At 64.3% G+C, this 17,626-nt stretch carries 17 protein-coding genes and 1 riboswitch; of the genes, 4 read left to right on the top strand and 13 right to left on the bottom strand.

All coding sequences use genetic code 11. From position 1 onward, the window contains the following. Positions 1 to 5: 5 nt before the first annotated feature. The 13 genes from BLQ58_RS02965 to glyA all read right to left on the bottom strand — a co-directional run bounded on the left by BLQ58_RS02965 (position 6) and on the right by glyA (position 14,498). Complete coding sequence (locus BLQ58_RS02965; RefSeq protein ID WP_368086166.1) at positions 6 to 470, bottom strand: type IV pilin protein; 465 nt, start codon at positions 468 to 470, stop codon at positions 6 to 8. After that, entirely contained in the window at positions 467 to 2,296 is a 1,830-nt protein-coding gene (locus BLQ58_RS02960) for a pilus assembly protein (protein WP_029051072.1), read from the bottom strand. Before BLQ58_RS02960 ends, BLQ58_RS02965 begins: the two co-directional genes overlap by 4 nt. Then, complete coding sequence (locus BLQ58_RS02955; RefSeq protein ID WP_029051071.1) at positions 2,293 to 2,862, bottom strand: pilus assembly PilX family protein; 570 nt, start codon at positions 2,860 to 2,862, stop codon at positions 2,293 to 2,295. The genes BLQ58_RS02960 and BLQ58_RS02955 overlap by 4 nt, the downstream gene beginning before the upstream one ends. Further along, complete coding sequence (locus tag BLQ58_RS02950; RefSeq protein ID WP_254775786.1) at positions 2,856 to 3,830, bottom strand: PilW family protein; 975 nt, start codon at positions 3,828 to 3,830, stop codon at positions 2,856 to 2,858. Before BLQ58_RS02950 ends, BLQ58_RS02955 begins: the two co-directional genes overlap by 7 nt. Further along, positions 3,827 to 4,108: a hypothetical protein gene (locus tag BLQ58_RS02945; RefSeq protein WP_049815878.1), complete on the bottom strand. Its 282-nt coding sequence runs from the start codon at positions 4,106 to 4,108 to the stop codon at positions 3,827 to 3,829. Before BLQ58_RS02945 ends, BLQ58_RS02950 begins: the two co-directional genes overlap by 4 nt. Positions 4,109 to 4,396: 288 nt before the next feature. Further along, entirely contained in the window at positions 4,397 to 4,864 is a 468-nt protein-coding gene (locus BLQ58_RS02940; protein WP_049815877.1) for a type IV pilin protein, read from the bottom strand. A gap of 35 nt (positions 4,865 to 4,899) precedes the next feature. Next, a complete protein-coding gene (locus tag BLQ58_RS02935) occupies positions 4,900 to 9,708 on the bottom strand; it encodes a pilus assembly protein (protein WP_092594502.1) in 4,809 nt (1,602 codons plus the stop codon). Positions 9,709 to 9,766: 58 nt separating this feature from the next. Beyond that, positions 9,767 to 10,294 (bottom strand): pilus assembly PilX family protein, encoded by a 528-nt coding sequence (locus BLQ58_RS02930; RefSeq protein WP_029051066.1) that lies wholly within the window; start codon positions 10,292 to 10,294, stop codon positions 9,767 to 9,769. Positions 10,295 to 10,349: 55 nt separating this feature from the next. Next, positions 10,350 to 11,192 carry a PilW family protein gene (locus BLQ58_RS02925; RefSeq protein WP_092594599.1) on the bottom strand — a complete coding sequence of 281 codons (843 nt, stop codon included), beginning with the start codon at positions 11,190 to 11,192 and terminating at the stop codon, positions 10,350 to 10,352. Beyond that, positions 11,189 to 11,743, bottom strand: coding sequence for a type IV pilus modification protein PilV (gene pilV, locus BLQ58_RS02920; RefSeq protein WP_092594498.1), 555 nt, complete (start codon positions 11,741 to 11,743; stop codon positions 11,189 to 11,191). The genes BLQ58_RS02925 and pilV overlap by 4 nt, the downstream gene beginning before the upstream one ends. A gap of 4 nt (positions 11,744 to 11,747) precedes the next feature. Continuing rightward, the gene (locus tag BLQ58_RS02915) at positions 11,748 to 12,395 is read right to left on the bottom strand and encodes a GspH/FimT family pseudopilin (protein WP_092594496.1); all 648 of its coding nucleotides are present in this window, start codon (positions 12,393 to 12,395) and stop codon (positions 11,748 to 11,750) included. Positions 12,396 to 12,610: 215 nt separating this feature from the next. Beyond that, positions 12,611 to 13,078, bottom strand: coding sequence for a transcriptional regulator NrdR (gene nrdR, locus BLQ58_RS02910; RefSeq protein ID WP_029051311.1), 468 nt, complete (start codon positions 13,076 to 13,078; stop codon positions 12,611 to 12,613). A 172-nt stretch (positions 13,079 to 13,250) separates the two neighbouring features. Then, on the bottom strand, positions 13,251 to 14,498 hold the full coding sequence (glyA, locus tag BLQ58_RS02905) for a serine hydroxymethyltransferase (RefSeq protein WP_029051312.1): 1,248 nt from the start codon (positions 14,496 to 14,498) through the stop codon (positions 13,251 to 13,253). Positions 14,499 to 14,678: 180 nt separating this feature from the next. After that, a riboswitch (ZMP/ZTP riboswitch) is annotated at positions 14,679 to 14,781 on the bottom strand. A 168-nt stretch (positions 14,782 to 14,949) separates the two neighbouring features. Here glyA and ybgC point away from each other — a divergent pair. The 4 genes from ybgC to tolA are packed head-to-tail and all read left to right on the top strand — an operon-like array spanning position 14,950 to position 17,600. Then, positions 14,950 to 15,354, top strand: coding sequence for a tol-pal system-associated acyl-CoA thioesterase (gene ybgC, locus BLQ58_RS02900; protein WP_029051313.1), 405 nt, complete (start codon positions 14,950 to 14,952; stop codon positions 15,352 to 15,354). Further along, positions 15,351 to 16,034 carry a protein TolQ gene (gene tolQ, locus BLQ58_RS02895; protein WP_029051314.1) on the top strand — a complete coding sequence of 228 codons (684 nt, stop codon included), beginning with the start codon at positions 15,351 to 15,353 and terminating at the stop codon, positions 16,032 to 16,034. The genes ybgC and tolQ overlap by 4 nt, the downstream gene beginning before the upstream one ends. A 21-nt stretch (positions 16,035 to 16,055) precedes the next feature. Continuing rightward, positions 16,056 to 16,493, top strand: coding sequence for a protein TolR (gene tolR, locus BLQ58_RS02890; RefSeq protein ID WP_029051315.1), 438 nt, complete (start codon positions 16,056 to 16,058; stop codon positions 16,491 to 16,493). 18 nt (positions 16,494 to 16,511) lie between these two features. Continuing rightward, positions 16,512 to 17,600, top strand: coding sequence for a cell envelope integrity protein TolA (gene tolA, locus BLQ58_RS02885; protein WP_029051316.1), 1,089 nt, complete (start codon positions 16,512 to 16,514; stop codon positions 17,598 to 17,600). Positions 17,601 to 17,626: the final 26 nt, after the last annotated feature.

Raw genomic sequence — 17,626 nt, 5'->3', positions numbered from 1 at the left:
GATGTTCAGCACTCCGGGGGCAACCGCGTTGCGACACCGTCCGGCGTGGGCAGCAAGAGCCACTCTCCGTTGCTGCGAAGCACCAGGGTGCCGCAAAGCGGGTCGGGCCGTACCGGGGCGGCGCGCACTTCCACGCAGCGCGACAGCGGGAGGCCGTCGCAGCTGGTGGCGGTAAGCCAGTGACGGGTACGGGCAGGTGGCGGCGGGACGGCTTTCGGCCAGTCGCCGGCCGGCGTCGTGCCATCGGTTGCACTGGCGAATGTCAGGTGCACCAATGCATGGCGCTCCAGCGCGAGCATGGCCGCCACCAGTTCCGCACGCGCCTGCATGCGCCAGCCGCGCTCGGCCTGTCGCTGCCAGGCAGGCACGGCCAGCATCGTCAGTATGGTGACGATGGCCACCACGACCAGCAGTTCGGCCAGGCTGAAGCCGGCGGGCCGGGGCGCGCAATTTGGTCGATGGGACATCATTGCGGCGACCTCACCAGTTCCCGCCAGCCAAGTCGTCCCCGCCGCCGGTGCCAGCGTGCCTGCTGCAACAGCGCGGCCGTGTCGCCGTTCACCTGCCAGAGATCGAGTCCGAATGTGTCGCGCGTGGCGGTAACAGGAGCGGTCGGCTGGCCGGTGGCGAGTGCCGACATGATCCCGATGGGTGCCGGCATGCCGCCGGCCCATGGCAGGCCGGTCACCGCGTGGACCGGCGTGCCGTCGCCGTCCGGGGTGGTCACCGACTCGCCGCTGGCAGCATCGACCAGATAGCTGCGCCGCGTTCCATCCGCGTCCACGGTGGTAAATCCGAGGTGGACCGGACTCGCGCTATACAGCGCGTCCACGCGTTCGCCCGGGCGGGGCAGGGTCAGCGTCCAGCCGTTTGCCGAAGCGGCGTCGGGTTGTGCCGACCTGAGGACCACGCCCTCGCCCTTCGCCATTGCCGCGATGCTGGCCGGTGCATGCGTGGTGCCGGGGCGATCTGGTATCGCGGACACCTCGTTGCCGGTGCCGTAGACGATGAGCGGCGTTGTGCCAGTCTGCACGACCACGGGGGCGTCGGTGTTGTCACCGGCGATGCCTCGCTGCCGATGCATGCAGGTGGCTGACGGCGCCGGGGCACCTGTGGACAAATGGCCAAGGTCGAAGCGCCAGAGCCTGCCCGCAGCATCGGTGGCATACGCCGCGTGCGCCATGCCGCTGGCCGTGCTGCGGATGGCCACGGCCAGCAAGGGGATCGACGCGGTTGTGGCCGCGCAGCCCGCATCGGGCAAGCTGATGCGTGGGACGTTTGCGGATGCCGACCAGCTCTGCCGGGGCCGGTCGAGCGGCAGCAGGGCCAGCGCCGCGCGCGCATGCGTGTCGGCGTCGGGCGAAACGATTGCCGCCGCCGCCCAGCGCCGCTCGCCGCGCGCCATCCACATGGCCGCGCCGATGGGGCCGCTGCCCGACAGCCGTAGCATGTCATTCGCTTGTACTTCCCACAGCAGGCGGATCGGGGTTTGCGCGTCGGGGGTCGAGACATCGATCACGAATACCGCGCCAGGCTGGACGAACGACGACGTCTGGCGTGCCGGAATCCCGCACAGCAGCAGCGTGCGCCATGTGCCCGATGGGTCGGCGTCGATGCTGGTGGGGCGCGGACATGGGGCAGATGGCACAGTCCCGGCAGGCTGGGCCAGCAGTGCAGCGCCTGCGAGGGCAGCGCGCGGCAGGTAGCCGGCAAGTTCCTGGCCCGTTACGGCGTCGAAGCCATGCAGCAGGCCGTCACGGGTGCCCAGCCAGACCACGGTCGGCCGCCTGGCATGGCGTTGACGGAAATCCGTGTGCCCCGGCTGCATTGGCAGCCAGGCGGGGGGCGCCACGACATGCACGCGCGCGCCCGCAGCATTGCCCAGGCGGGTATCGCGCCGCCTCAGTGCAGCGTTCCGCATGTCGCCTTGCAGCCATGCCAGCCGCGCTTGCCCGGCGCCCTCGGGCGTGACCCCATCGAGTACGGACCGGGCATCGTCATCGATGGCCGACCAGCGCAGCGGAGCGAGCTGGCTGCCGCCCAGGTAAAGTCGCCGCACGTGCGGTTCCTGGCGATCTAGCTGATCGCCGGCTTCCCAGGGCATCTGTACGGGGGAGGACGACAGTGCCGCCGTCCGGAACGCAAGGGCGTGCAGCCGGCCTGTCCAGGGATAGTTGCCACTGGAGACGCGATATCCCAGCGGAAGCTGGCCTGGCGTTGCGAAGCTGGCGGAGATCGACCATGCGGCCAGGACCAGGGTGAGCAGCCATCGAACGACACGATAGTCGATGCTCATGGCTGAAACTCCGTCTGCAGCAGCACGCGGACGTCCGGATCGCGGCCCATGCCCAGCGCAACGATGCGCATGCGTGGCCACATGCCGGGTGTCGGCGGGTCGTCGCGGATCTCAATCAGATAGCGGGGCAATGTCGTGGCGCCGATCACGGCTGCCGGCAGTACCGGCAGTTGTGCGCCCGTGAAGGTGCCCAGCGCCACGCCGATGTTGGCGGCCGCATCGCCCGCATCGCCCACGTCGCCGTCCAGCCATGCCTGCCACACGCGATGATCCCCATCGGCCATGCAGATGCCACGCTGGGCGCCGTCCGCGCAGGTGCCCGGTGCGGGCCAACTAGCGAGCCGTGCGCTGCCCGATGCGATAGCGGCGATCAGGTCGGCTTCGGCATCGTGCAATGCCGCCTCGGCGGCGCGGAAGGCAATCTCGCGGTCGAGCGGCTGGCTTGCCAGTTGTCGGCCGGCCAGAAGAAAGTGCGTGGCGGTGGCGCAGATGCCACCCATCAGCAGCATCAGTGTGGCGACGAACGCGAGTAGCGCGGCACCCGATTGCCTGCGGCGGCTCAGCATATGAGCCCCTGGCACGGTGACGGGTTGCGGAGCCGAACCGTGGTGGCGAACACCCGACGCCTCAGGCGCGGATGTCTGTTCGGCACGAAGACCTGTTCGTCGGCATGGCTGGCGTCGTCGGGCGGAAACAGCCTGAGACGTTGCGCCGTGCCGGACGCGAGCACCGGGCGCTCGCCACGCACGACCAGGGCGATCTGCACTGCGTGAACGCGATGCCAGCCGGCGGAGCCTTGTGCCGGCAATTCACGCGCCGGCACGAATCGATCGATGCGTCCGTCGCCGTCGAAGTCCATGCCGTAGCGCAGTTGCAACGTCTCCACCCCACGCACCAGCGTGCCGGCCGTGTAGCTGCCTGCCAGCAGGCGGCTGCCCTGGCGCGTCGGATAGCGACACAGCAGTTGTGGCACGCCGTCACCGCCCACGCCCACGTAGAACAGGTTGGTCGATGCGTGGTGAGGCAGGGCCAGCCCTCTTGTCTGGACGATGGCGCGGGCCGGCAGTGCGTAGCCACCGCAGTCACTCATGGTGCCGTCAGGCAAGGTGGGGTCGACGGCAAGGCCGCTGCCGGATACGCGCACAAGCAGCGCATCGCTGCCGTTCACACCGGCCCGTGCGCACTGCATCGGGGCCTGCGTCCGCGATGGTGTCTGCCACTGCATGTGGAGCGATGGCTGGGCGCAGTCGTCGCGTCCTTCGATGGGCGGCGCCGGCGCCGGATGCGCCGGCGCGAGCGCGACCTGCGCCGGAATCCAGCCTGCCTGCCGAATCGTGTGGGACAGGATGAACAACGCGCGCTGCCCCCGTTCCTCGATCGAAACGCCGTCAACCACGGTGGCGTACGCGGCGCGCATGACCTGGAAGGTGGCGAGCGCGGCAAAGGTAGCGAGCAGGCCGAGGGCAAGGCCCACCATCGTGCTGGCGAGCGTGAAGCCACGACCCCGCTCTCGCTTCAGGCGGCGGCGCCTCATGGCCGCACCCAGAGGGCGATGTGCGTCACCGGCATCGCCGGTCCGGCCGGGCGGGGCAATGGATCGGGTGGCAGGCTGGCTATCGCGATGCGGTTGCCGTGCATGCAACCCGCCTGGGCGGAGGCGTCGTCGCACAGCCCTGCACGGGCCGCATCGCCGGCTACCAGCCGCCAACCTTCGTCTCGCGCTTCGGCCTGTTCCGCCGCCAGCCGCAGCGTGGCGCCGAGCCGCTCATGCTGGCCACCCCAGCGCAGCCACGAGCTCCCAAGCGTGGCCAACGGTATCGCGCCCAGGCCAACGATGGCCAGGCAGACCAGGGATTCAATAAGAACGTCGCCCCGGGCCCGTTGGCGCGAAACGCCAGGGGCCGCAGGGGGACGGTGGATCAGTCGGGACGGAAAACAGAAAGCCGAGGAAGGCATGGCGCATCGGTTCTTCGGGAACGGATGGCCACGATAGCGGCTGGGAGGGGGTTAAAACGTGTCCGGATGTGACGGGGTTGCGTCAATGTGTGTCCGAGGGGCTTTCCGAAGACTCCGATGCCGCTCAGCACCTTGCTGCATTCGCTACCAGCAGGTGCCGGCCGCGCCAGTGCCTGTCGACGCCTTGACGTTGAGGTTGTCGACCGTGAAATTGCCGCACCCGGGGTCTGGGCGATTGGCCACCGGTGTGGCAGTCAGTTGAAAACCCGTGGCGATGGAGCCACCGGATGGTGCGATTGTGATGATGTAGTTGCTGGAATCGCAGGTGTCGCCAGACGGCGTCTTGGCGTCATCGCACTTCGGCAGTTTGAGCGCCGCTGGGTCGAGGGTGTAGGTGTTGTTGACCGTAAAGTACCGTTCCAGCGCACCCTGCACGCGTGCCAAGCCCGCCTTGGCCTCGGCGCGTCGCGACTTGGTCACGAACTGCTGGTATTGCGGGATGGCGACCGCCGCGAGAATGCCGACGATCATAACCGTGATCATCAGTTCTATCAGCGTGAAGCCCCGGGCGCCGGGATGGCGCCCATCGCTGGTGTTGCCAATCTTCATCATGGCAGTTCTCCTGTCATCCTCATCCTGTCTCGGCATCAACGCTGGATCTGCCGCCACGACACGCGGCCCGTCGGGTAGCCTGTGTTGATGGTGTTCCTGCTGATACCGCCGCCGGTGCTGCCGTTTGATCCGCTCCCGCTGGTGTACGAATTGTTGCCAATGACCGTGGAATTGGTCAGGATGCCGTTGTTCGACTTCTTGCCGTTCACAACCTGTCCAGCCGTGTTACCGCTGCCGCCCACGGCATCCGATCCGTCGAACTTGCCGTCGCCATTGGCGTCGAACATCGCGACCGTTTGACCGCCGGTCAGGCCGTCGATGAGCATTTCCCAGCCGGTGCCGCCGTATTCGCACAAATCGCTGGAGGGTACCAGCGTGGAGAACAGCAATCGCGTGCCGGTAATCTGCGGATCATAGACCACGCGCTCGCCTTGCGGGTCCGCGCCGGGCGAAACGAGGTTCAGATACCACCCCATGGCGCCGCCGCTGTAGTTCACCGGGTTCTTGCTCAGCACCCTGTACCAGTCTCCGCCCTTGTACTGGGCTTCCATCGTGATGGACTGCTGCACCAGCTGGGAACGCGTGATCGTGAGCTGCCCACTGCTGTTTTTGTCCCAGATGCCGTAGACCGACTGCGTGCCCATGTTTGCGGGGTCACCAACATCCACGTACCGGCCCGTGCCGAACATCATGATGTAGCCGCCCCAGCGATTACGCACCCCACCAAACGACGTTGTGATCGGCTGAGCATTGCCGCCGGCGTCGGTGGCTTTGAACAGCAGTTGCCGGGTGTCCTGGTAGGCCGCCGCGGTCTTGCCGCTGACATCGAACTTCCAGACGTTGCCGAGCAGGTCGCCTGCGTAGATGGCGTCGGCCACGTAGTCGCCATCGGTATCGGTCACGTACACCTGCATGATGCCGTTGGACTTCTTCTGGGCGTCGGTGGCGTCGTTGACCGTCAGCTTGAGGTAGTCCGTGCCGAGGCGCCAAGTCTTGCTGCCGGCCGGGCGGTCCAGGAAAATTACGAAAATCGAGCCGCGTGCCGCAGTACTGTTCAGGCCGTTGCCGAAGACCGCAGCCCATTTGCCGTTGCCCAGCCGCACGATCTTCGGCCGGCCATAGGTGTAGCCGAGGTCTGCGTCATCGGCGCTGGTAAATTCCCAGAGTGCGGTGGACGCCGCGGTGGACTCGTTGATCGCCATCGGGTTGGTCACATCAAGCGCATAGATGCCCTTCCCGCCGCCGCCCAGCCCGCCAACCAGCACGGTTTTCCATGCGCTGTTGACGTAGGCATCGGTGATTGTCGGAGTGCTGTCTACGTAGTAGCTGTGCGCATACTTGGGAGCCGTCAGGTCGGCCAGCTTGCCGTATAGCGCCGACGGCACGTATGCGAACAGCTCCTTGCCGCCGTCGCTAGCGGGGTCGTCGCTCATGTCGGCCGAGAATGCGTGCAGCATGCCGTCATTGGCGCCGACATAGATCATCGGCTTACGCTTGCTCTGCGCGGCGACGAAAGCTACATAGGTGGCATCGCCATACCCGGCGGCGGGCGTTCCCACGTACTGCGGACTGGAATTGACGATATCGCCCAACGCGGTAGAGCGGGCGCGGAACATCGTCTGTTCATTGCTCTGATCGCCGCGTAGCCAGAGCAGCCGCTTGGTGCCCAGCTTGTCGGTGCCGTTCAGCGCGGTCTGGTATGCCGTGGGCAAGCTATCCCAACGGAACGGAATGCCGGCGCTGTTGGTGTCGGCGGTGTTGTAGGTCAGAATTGCACGGCTGTCCTGGTTGACGCCCTTGAGCTTGGCGCCCGCATCCCACTTTTCCTGGGAGGCGATGTTGCCGTTCTTGTCCAGGCGATAGGCCAGCACCTGACCCGACCAGTCGGAGCCATTGAAGCGGGCCTGGAAAATGCTGGAATCGGTTTTCAGCGATGTGGTACTTGCCGCCACCGCTGCCGCCGATGAGGTCTTCAGAATCGACAGGAAGGCGTTTTCCAGTGCTGCGGCCAGCGCGACGGGGTTGGTCGCGTAGAAGTAATTGTCGGGCACGCCGTCCGAACCTTTACTGCCGTTCGACAGGGTCACGTCCCATTCGGACGTCTGGTCGGGGGTGCCGCTACCGTTCTGATCGTTGAAACCGCCCCACTTGGCGGCGTACAGCAATGGGTCCTGGAATTGCGAGCCGGCCTTGCCGTTGGCCGTGTAGACGACGCTAGTCTCCGGATCGCCAAAATTACACTTGTTGCAACCGCCAGTCGTATTGATCGGCGCGCTGGAGGGGGTCACCTTGATATTGGTGGGATCGCTGTACTGGAAGTCGTAGATCCCGGAGTGGAAGTGCGGGCCATCCTGCGAGGTGCCGGAGATCGAGTAGCCGAAGCCCTGGCCGTTAGCCGACGAGCCCGACACCACGCGTGTGGACACCGTGATGGTGTCGCCGCTGACGTTGTAGCTTAGGATACCCCAGACGTCCTGGTCATAGTCGCCGCCGGCAATCGAATCTTCCCAGTTCACGTAGAACTTGCCGCTGGTGGCGGTCTGCGAGATGACCTTGAAGTCCACCAGCGTACCGGTGCTGGCTGCGGCCGTCACGCCGTTGGGCGACTGCGGATGCAGCTGGTATGACGGCATGATCGTCACGGTCTTGCCGTTCACGTTGACGCTGATCTTGGGCGTGTTCGTGGCGAGCTGCACCGCGTAGGTGTTCATCTTGAGAGACGTGGTGTCCTGCACTGGTACGCCTAGCGTGGCGGCGTCGGCGTCCGAACGCAGGCGGTTCTGTTTGGCAAACAATGCCGCGCCTGCGATCTGGAACGTACCTTTTTGCGACGGGCCTTCCGGGCAGATGCCCAGTACGTCGCTGAGATTGCCGACCGATTTGGCCGAGCACAGGTTGTCGATCGTCTTGCCGCTGATACCGCCCGCAAACCAGGAGCCGCCGGCTATGTTCTCGCCAACTCCTACCTTGTTCGTATAGGTGCTGATATCGGGCGCGCCGTTCAGGGCGCTCATGCCGCTGAGCTGATCGTCATCGTACGATGACACGCTTGAATTGAAAACCAGCGCGTTCAGCGGCGTGCAGTACGGTGCGCGGCTTGCATTCGTCTTCGGCAGATCCATCGGATTGGCCCAGGCTGGCTGTGTCAGACCCAGTGTGGCGTCCTTCCCATTGCTGACCGGCTGGAATGCGCTGGTTGCCGTCTTGCCACCGAAGTAGCGTAGTGTTTCGACGAAAATCTCCGAGATTGGATTGCCCCATGTGGAACAGTTGCCTTCCGATGCCGGCTTGTTCTGGGCATTGGTGCCCCCGCTCGGCTGGATACCAGTCTGCTGGTAGTTGCACTGGTCCGCGCTCAGATAGGTGCCGTCGCTGTAGCTGTAGCCGTATGGGCGCAGCTTGTCGATGTTCCAGACGATGCCTTTCACCGGATTGGTAGCGGCCGAGTAGGTAAATACGCCGGTGTCGGGATTGAATTCCGACGCGAAGTTGGTCACGTTGCGCCGCAGGACGCCCCCAGAAATATTCTTGTCATAGCTGCCGGTCATCAGGCCGAACAGCATTTGACCGGGGCCGCCGTACTTCTGCAAAAGCCCGATCGGCTTGTTGTTATTCGGGTCACACTTCTCCGATCCAATCAGGCCGTTGACGCACACCTGCACGCGGGCGTTGTAGACGCCGACGTCCTGGCCCGTGCCAAGGCCGCGCACCGATTGCTGTGGATTTTCCGCCGACGAGTTGATGCCCGAGAGCGCGGCGCGGTTGCCGTTCGACGAACCCGACACCGTGGTGCCATTGATCTTGGGCAGGAAAGACCCTTGCGTGTTGTTGGCTTCGGCATACCAGTTGCACTGCCATTTCTCGGACGCACCCCACGTGGCGTAGTTGCCCGCCACGACGCGGATCTGCGGTGCCTGCTGGTTGGTCTGCGAGTTGAGGTTGTTCGCGTCCTTCGGCGTAACGTTACACAACGTCAGGCCCCCGCGCGTCAGGTTGGTCACCTTCCACGACGAGAACTGTGTGCTGGTACCGCCCGGGTTCGACACGCCATCGGCATAGAACGCCATGTTGACCGAACCGGAGTTGACCTTCATTACCCAGCCTGTCATCGAACTGCCAGCCGTGGCGCCCGAGGTCGGCTCGAACCGCAGCTGGTCGCCGATCTGCACCTTGCTCACGTCACTGAGCGCTATGTTCGATGCTGCAGCCGCCGCCAGCGACATCCTGGTGTTCGACGTCAACGTGCCGATGGCCGAGGCAACTTCCACGGGCACCGGCACCAGTTTCGCCACGTCGGCGCCGTTGTAGAACTTGGCCCAGGCGTGCGCGTCCATCGGCAGGAAAGCACGTTCCAGCACCGTGGTGGTCGTGGTATCCGTCGAGCGCATGCCACCGTAGAGGATCTTGCGAACCTCGTCGATGCGGCTCATGGTGGCCCAGTTCAGGAAGTTGCCGCTCCAGGTCGATCCATCGCAGTACTTCGTGTCCTTGTCCACAAGGGCCTTTGGTACGAAACCCTTGATCGTCGTCTTGTCGTACGTGTAACACTTTGCCGAATCGAAGTAGCCGGCGTACTCGATGCTGTTTGTGTACGTGGTATCGAGCTTGCCGTCGCCGTCCAGGTCTGTGTAGTCGTTGTACGCCCGCTGGTGCAGTGTGTGATCCTTGGTCAGGTCGATCATCACCATCGGCGGCACATTGCCGCCGGCGAACAGCGGCCGCTGGGCCAGGGTGAGCTGGGGGCCGGCGGCCGAAGCCGAGGCGATGGCAAGCATGCTCGACGCTGCAAGCAGGGCAGCCTGCACGCGGCTTACGAAGCGTCGGGAAGAGGTGGGATAGGTCATGGTGCGCCTGACAGTAAGGGTTTGCGCAAGACAGTGCCGAGTTGTCAAAGGGTCGTCGTCAGAAGCGGACGACTTCCTGCACCATTACCTTGGTGCTGGGGTTCACGCCGTAGCCGATTGCGGTAATGCGGTACACGTACTTGTTGGATCCGAATTCAATGTCGTTCGGCTCCTTCAGCGGCTCGATCAGGTAGCGCGGCTGTTTGGATACACCGTTGGCGCCGGCGGTTTCTACCGTCGCCATCTTCTGTGCGGTAGTCAGGGCGGTCATTTCGCCAAGTTCCACCGACCGCTTGGGGTCTTCGATATACAGTTCCCAGACCTGCTGGCCCGACGTGGCGTACTGGCAGTAGCCCTTATAGCCCTCGATATCGCAGGTCGGGGAAGATCCGGTCAGGCCGTTCAGTTGGCGGGACGTGGTGATATCCACGCGCGCATCGCGCAGCGCGGATTCCGCGGCCTGGAGCGCTACGCTCTCGTCGCGCGTGTTACGGGCCAGCCGCTCGGAATTCAGGCTCATCGTGCTGGCGGCCAGGCCCGCGAGCGTCAGTATGACCAGGAGCAGCAGCACCAGGATCAGCGACATGCCTCGCTGTTCCGTACGGTGCGACTTCGGGAGTGTGCGGTGTTTCATGGCCGGCCTATGTCAGTCGGTTGCGAAGGGCGATGTAGAACGTGAAATGCCTGTGAAGACGGCCGTCGGGGACCAACTGCATCACGCTGCCAGCATCCCCGTTGGGCGCCAGGTCACCGGGCGCGTACGCGGTGCCGAAATGGTTGATATTCGTCTTGACCATGTCGGCATTGGCTGTGCTGTTGCCGCGCAGCACGACGGATACGCGCACGGCCAGTACGTTGTCCATGTTTGCGGTTGCACCAGGCCGCACAAAGCGGTTCACCACCATGTCGTTGTCGGTGTCCTCGCCCAGCAGGATCTGGAGCGCCTCGACATTGCGGAAGAGGGGGGTGGCCGTGCCATTTACCTCGCACTGCAGCCACGGAACACCGTCTGCGTCCTTGACGACCGAATAGATCTCGGTGGTCTGCACGTTGCCGTTGACGTCGTTGCCGCCGCAATCGACTGAACTGCCGTCAGCCTTCGGGAATGTCGGGCTGCCCGGTGCGGCAAACGGATCGCCGCCGGCCATCGATGAGCCGTAGTAACGCAGCGTCAGCGTGTCGCTGGTGTTGGCGCCACCGTCGTTTGTGGCTTCCAGCGTGGGCAGCACGAAGTCGTTATTCGTGTACAGGAAATCGGAGTAGCCGATCTGGCGCGCCTGGCGCTGCAGCAACTGGGCAATGGCGCGGGCGTTCTCCTGGATCTCGCCCACGTCTCCCTGCGTGCTGTTGGTACGGCGTTGGGAGATATAGAGCGAGCTGGCTGCGAGGATCAGCAACATGCTGATCACCATGCCGACCATCAACTCGACCAGCGTAAAGCCGCTCGCCGCGCGGCGGCGGAACTGACGGTTTGACGTAGTCATGGGATAAGCGCAGTCGAGAATCGCTGGGGGGTTCCGCCGTTGTCTTCGCTCCAGAAGATCTTGATGACATACGGAGCGTTGACTTCCTTTTCGCAGCCGTTCTTGTCTTCGGCTGATCCGGCGCCGTCATTGGGCGTGCTGTCCGTGCATACGATGCCGTCGCCACCAGGCATGCTTTCCCGGACGTCCGCTAGCCATGTGGCATAAGCCGTAATGGCCATCTCGTCCGGCGTGCAGCCTGCTGCGGTAAAGCACTTCGCCACCGGATCCGATGACTTAGGGACGTTGAACGTTCCGTTCGTCACGGCGGTGCTATTGCTGCGAATTTGGTCCGCCAGGTTGTAGGCCATCAGAGCGGCATAGTTGCGCATCGCGGCCGTGCGCGAGTCCACCAGCGTCTGCAATTGCAGGTTGGCCAGCGCCAACATGCCGATCGACAGTACCACCAGGGTTACCAGCGCCTCGATCAACGAAAAGCCGCGCGCCGGGTTCCGCGCGCGCGACAGCCGGCATCGATCCGCCATCGGAATAGAGAAGGAGTGGGACGTCATGGCGTCAGGGACACGTCGACTGCAGCTGGGTGGAGGGCCGGCCGCTGCCGGTCATTGAAACCGTCTGGCCGGTTTCCGTGGAATTGCGCTCGCAGAATTTCCAGCTTGCGGTGGGCGTGCTGGAACTGCCCGTGGATCGCATGCGTACGCGATCCGGCGTAGCGCCGAGATTGGCTGCGGTGACGTCCGTGGTCGCTTGCAGCGGATCGCTGTTGCGGACCAGTTCTTCGGTGTTGGCGTAGACCCCGTCGTTGTCCGCATCGACAAATATGATGCGGGGCAGCGTCCAGTCGTCGGAGCAGGTATTGCCGGCGCCGAGCGGGCAGACCGTCACCGTGGTGTTGCGGCGCGCGGCCTCGCTTCGGGCGAGTTCGAGGTCCGCGAACAGGCGCGTGGTATCAGCCGATAGCCGGCTGTTATGCAGGAATGACTTGAAGTTCGGTGCGGCCGCGGCGGCCAGCACGGCGAGTACCGCCAGGGTCACCATCAGTTCGATCAGCGTGACCCCGCGCGCGCGCCGACGACTGTATCTCTGACATGCGCGCGTGTGTACAGCCCCCCGCGCCACTGCAGCCACGCCGGCATTGATCGCAGGCTTAGGCAGCAAAGGCGTCAGCAAGCCCGCTGCCTTGCGGCAGAAAGACTGACCCATTTGTGACTCCCGTCCAAAAAAAACGACAGTTCTTTTTTGTTCTTTGCGCGGCGCGCTGGAATTCTGTGCGTCCGGGCCTCTGATGGGTCCGGTTCCGCGTGTGGCGACGCTGCTGTGTCGCAGCGTTTTGTATGCGATGGAAACGCGCGCTCGTCCGCCTGCCTCCTAACCCGAAGGAGGTTAGTGCAGATTAGACAGCTTTTTTGGGGAAGTGGCTACCCCTTTCGTGGGGTAGGGGTCGAAAATTCGTCGAGTACGTCGCGGAATTCAGACACATCCTCGAAGCTTCGATACACGGAAGCAAAGCGGATATAGGCGATCTTGTCGAGCTTGCGCAGTTCGCGCATGACCAGCTCTCCTACCTGGCTGCTCGGGATTTCCTTTTCGCCCAGCGCCAGCAGCTTTTCCTCGATGCGCAGGATGGCTTCGTCGATGGCTTCGGCGGAAACCGGCCGCTTGCGCAGGGCCAGCCGCATCGAATCCTTGAGCTTGGCCCGCGAATAGTCCACGCGTGAACCGTTCTTCTTCACGATGGCCGGGAAGAACAGCTCGATGCGCTCGTAGGTGGTGAAACGGCGGTCGCAGGCTTCGCAGCGCCGGCGCCGGCGCACGGCTTCGCCGTCCTCGGAGACGCGACTGTCAAGGACCTGGGTATTGGAATGACCGCAGAAGGGGCATTTCATGCCTGACCACCTGAAGAAATATGCCAGCCCGCATTTTGCATCTTTGAGTTCTGCTGCGGGGTTGTGGCGGGTCAACCGGCGCCGCCGACCCGGGGAGGGCGGCGCCGTTGGTGCGTACTAACTATAGATACGCTTCAGATCGCCCGGGGGGCGATCCACGCCATCGGTCCGATCAGCCGTAGACCGGGAAGCGGCGCGTCAGTGCGGACACCTGCTCGCGAACCTTGGCGATGTTGGCTTCGTCGTGCGGGTTGTCCAGCACGTCGGCGATCAGGTTGGCCACCTGGCGGGCTTCTTCTTCCTTGAAGCCGCGCGTGGTCATGGCCGGCGAACCCAGGCGGATGCCCGAGGTCACGAACGGCTTTTCCGGATCGTTCGGGATGGCGTTCTTGTTCACCGTGATATGCGCGTCGCCCAGAATCTTCTCGGCTTCCTTGCCGGTGATCTGCTTGGCACGCAGGTCCACCAGCATCACGTGGCTTTCGGTCTTGCCCGACACGATGCGCAGGCCGCGCGCGATCAGGGTCTCGGCCAGCACGGCCGCGTTCTTCACCACTTGCTGCTGGTATTGCTTGAACTCCGGCTGCAGGGCTTCCTTGAATGCCACGGCCTTGCCGGCGATGACGTGCATCAGCGGGCCGCCCTGGATACCCGGGAAGATCGCCGAGTTGATGGCCTTCTCGTGCTCGGCCTTCATCAGGATCACGCCACCGCGCGGGCCGCGCAGGCTCTTGTGGGTGGTGGTGGTGACGAAGTCGGCGTGCGGCACCGGGTTCGGGTACACACCGGCGGCAATCAGGCCGGCGTAGTGAGCCATGTCGACCATGAAGTAGGCGCCCACTGCCTTGGCAACCTTGGCGATACGTTCGAAGTCGATGCGCAGGGAGAAGGCCGAAGCGCCGGCGATGATCATCTTCGGCTTGGTTTCCTGGGCCTGCTTCTCCAGGGCGTCGTAGTCGATGTCTTCCTGGGCGTTCAGGCCGTAGCTCACGACGTTGAACCACTTGCCGCTCATGTTCAGCGCCATGCCGTGGGTCAGGTGGCCGCCTTCGGCCAGGCTCATGCCCATGATGGTGTCGCCCGGCTTGAGCATGGCAAAGAAGACGCCCTGGTTGGCCTGCGAGCCCGAGTTCGGCTGCACGTTGGCGGCGTCGGCGCCAAACAGCTGCTTCACGCGATCGATGGCCAGCTGCTCCACCACGTCGACGTACTCGCAGCCGCCGTAGTATCGCTTGCCGGGATAGCCCTCGGCATACTTGTTGGTCAGTTGCGAACCCTGGGCGGCCATCACGGCCGGCGAGGTGTAGTTTTCGGAGGCGATCAGCTCGATATGATCTTCCTGACGCTGATTTTCCTTCTGGATCGCGGCGAAGACTTCGGGGTCGATCTGCTCGATCGTGAAACGGCTGCGTTCAAACATGGCGTGACTCGTCTGTAAAAAGGAAAGCGGACGGCAATATCGATAGGAACATCGGTTGCAGGTCGGCGCAATCGTATTAAAGCGGGAATTACTTCGCGGATAGGGCGCGCGGGAAGGCACTGGCGTCCAGCACCGGGCGGCTCCATGTGGCTGACCGGTACAGGGCGCACCCTGCTTCCCATTCGCTGCCCAGGCGAGCGGCAGGCGCTTTTTACTTCACGCCCAATGAACTTGCGCTTCCTCGTGGTAGTACCCACTGACTTCGCCAGTCGCGCAAGGTGGAATGGTTGCGGCAGAGTTTATGCGAACGCGCCGCGGGCCGCAACCCGGCAGCGGGCGGGCCCGGAGCGCGCGGCGCCTGCGTCGTCAAGGCCTTGTGGCGCATGGCTCGCAACTTGCTGTTGCAAAGTCGCATACGGGTTAACCAGTGCGCTCCGTTACAATGCGGCCCATGCCAAATTTCGTGTGGCCGCTGCGCGTGTATTGGGAAGACACCGACGCAGGCGGCGTGGTGTTTTACGCCAACTACCTCAAGTTTTTCGAACGGGCGCGGACCGAATGGCTGCGCTCGCTCGGCATTGAGCAGCAGAGCCTTGCCGATACGTCCGGCGTGGTCTTCGTCGTACGCAGTACCACTGTGGAATACAATGCGCCCGCCCGGCTGGATGACCAGCTGGAAATCCGTACGCATATCGAACGGGTTGGGCCCGCATCGGTCCAATTCGCCCAGGAAGCCTGGCGCGGGGACTTGCTGCTGGCCAGCGGCAAAATCCGTGTCGGAAGTGTCGACAAAGGCACCTTCCGTCCGGCCCCGATTCCTGCCCCTGTTCTCGCTACTATTAAAAACGCTCGATGAATCCGGTGACCGTCACACAAGACCTGTCGATCATTTCGCTGGTCCTTCACGCCAGCCTGCTGGCACAGGCCGTCATGGCGCTGCTGCTGGCGATGTCCCTGTTCTCGTGGACCTATATCTTCCGCAAGCACCTTGCGCTGCGCTCGGCGCGCACCCAGACGGAAGGCTTCGAGCGGGACTTCTGGGCCGGCGGCGACCTGCAGGCGCTCTATAACAGCGCCGTGAACAACCGCCACAACACTGGCGCGCTGGAGCGCATCTTCGAATCGGGCATGGGCGAATTCCTCAAGGCCCGCGAGCGCAGCAACGACGCCGGCGCCCTGCTGGACGCCGCCCGCCGCGCCATGCGTGCCGCGTATCAGCGCGAGATGGACGTGCTGGAGTCGCATCTGCCGTTCCTGGCGTCGGTGGGTTCGGTGAGCCCGTACATCGGCCTGTTCGGTACGGTGTGGGGGATCATGAACGCATTCCGCGGCCTCTCGAATGTGCAGCAGGCAACGCTTGCGTCGGTGGCTCCCGGCATCGCGGAGGCGCTGGTCGCCACCGCGATCGGCCTGTTCGCCGCCATCCCCGCCGTGATTGCCTACAACCGCTACGCCACGGAGATCGATCGCCTGGCCATCCGGTTCGAAAGCTTCATGGAAGAATTCCTGAACATCCTGCAACGCCAGACGCGTTAAACAGACAGGGGAGCATCAGACATGGCAGCCATCCAGCGCCGCGGCGGTTCGCGCCGCCGGGCCAGCGCCGAGATCAACGTCGTGCCGTATATCGACGTGATGCTCGTGCTGCTCGTCATCTTCATGGTGGCGGCACCTATCGTGAGCCCGGCGGTGGTGGATCTTCCGTCGGTGGCCAACGCCACGCCGCAGCAGCAAACGCCGCCGATCGTCGTCACCGTGCATGAAGATGGCCAGCTGACCGCGCGCGGCAAGGACAGCTCGGGCGGATCGTTCGAGCGCAAGCTCGACAAGCGCGGCCTGACCGATTTCGTGCGCCAGCGCCAGAACGAGAATCCGGACCAGCCGGTGGTGATTGCTGCCGCCAAGACGGTCAAGTATGAAGCCGTACTGGACGTCATGTCTGAGCTCAAGGCCGAGGGCGTCAAGCGCGTCGGCCTGATGGTCAAGTCCAAGTAAGCATTATTGCGTCCCAAAGTGGCCAGCCTCTCGTCACGTCATCCGCAGCAAGGGCCTTCGCGCACGAAGGCCGCCGCCTATCCGTATCAGCCGGTCAAGGAACGCGGCACGATGCGGTCGTTCCTGCTCGCGCTGCTGATGCACCTGTTGCTTGGCATCGTGCTGTACTACGGCGTGCATTGGCAGAGCAGCACGCCGGTGGGCGCCGAGGCCGAACTTTGGGAAGAAGTTCCCGATGTCACGCCCGCGCCGCCGCCCCGCCCGGTGGAACCGCCGGTGCCGACGCCGCCGCAGCCGGCCGTGCGCAGCAAGGTCGAGGAAGCGGCAGACATCGCGCTGGAGCAGAAGAAGCGCAAGCAGGCCGAGGAGGCCGCTGCACGCGAGGAAGCCGCCCGCCGCGAACGCGAGCGCAAGGAACAGGAACAGAAGGAAGCCCAGCGCAAGGAAGAGCAGCGCCAGCAGCAGCTCGAAGCGCAGCGCAAGGAAGACGCGAAGAAGAAGGCTGACAAGGACAAGGCTGACAAGGCAGCGCAGGAAAAGGCCGCCGAAATCGCCCGGGAAAAGGAAAAGGAAAAGGCCGAGCAGCAGCGCAAGGAAGCCGACGCGAAGGCCAGGGCCGAGGCCGACAAGCAGGCCAAGGCCAAGGCAGACGCCGAGAAACAGGCGAAGGCCAAGGCGGATGCCGACGCCAAGGCCAAGCGCGATGCCGCGGCCAACGCGCAGCGCAAGAGCGAACTGGCGCGCCTGCAGGCGTTGGCAGGCGGTGGCAGTGCGTCGTCGAGCGGCGGCGGCGTTGGCAATGCCGCCGGATCGGGCGCGGGCTCGGGCGGCAAGGCGTCGCCGGGCTATTCCGACCGGGTGCGGCGCAAGGTGAAGCCGAACATCATCTTCAATGGCGCGGTGGATGGCAATCCGTCGGCCGTGGTGGCGGTTCGGCTGGCGCCGGACGGGTCAATCCTGTCCAAGCGGCTGGCCAAGTCCAGCGGCGATTCGGATTGGGACAATGCTGTCTTGCGCGCCGTGGAGCGTTCGGACCCGCTGCCGCGTGACGAGGACGGCAAGGCCCCGTCGTTTGAATTCACGATCACGTTCCGCCCCAAGGACTGACCGGCGGGGGTCGAGAGCCATGATTT

It is taken from the genome of Ralstonia sp. 25mfcol4.1 (assembly GCF_900104095.1).
In the GTDB taxonomy this organism is placed as follows: Bacteria; Pseudomonadota; Gammaproteobacteria; order Burkholderiales; family Burkholderiaceae; genus Cupriavidus.
This window is presented reverse-complemented; position numbering and strand designations above follow the sequence as displayed.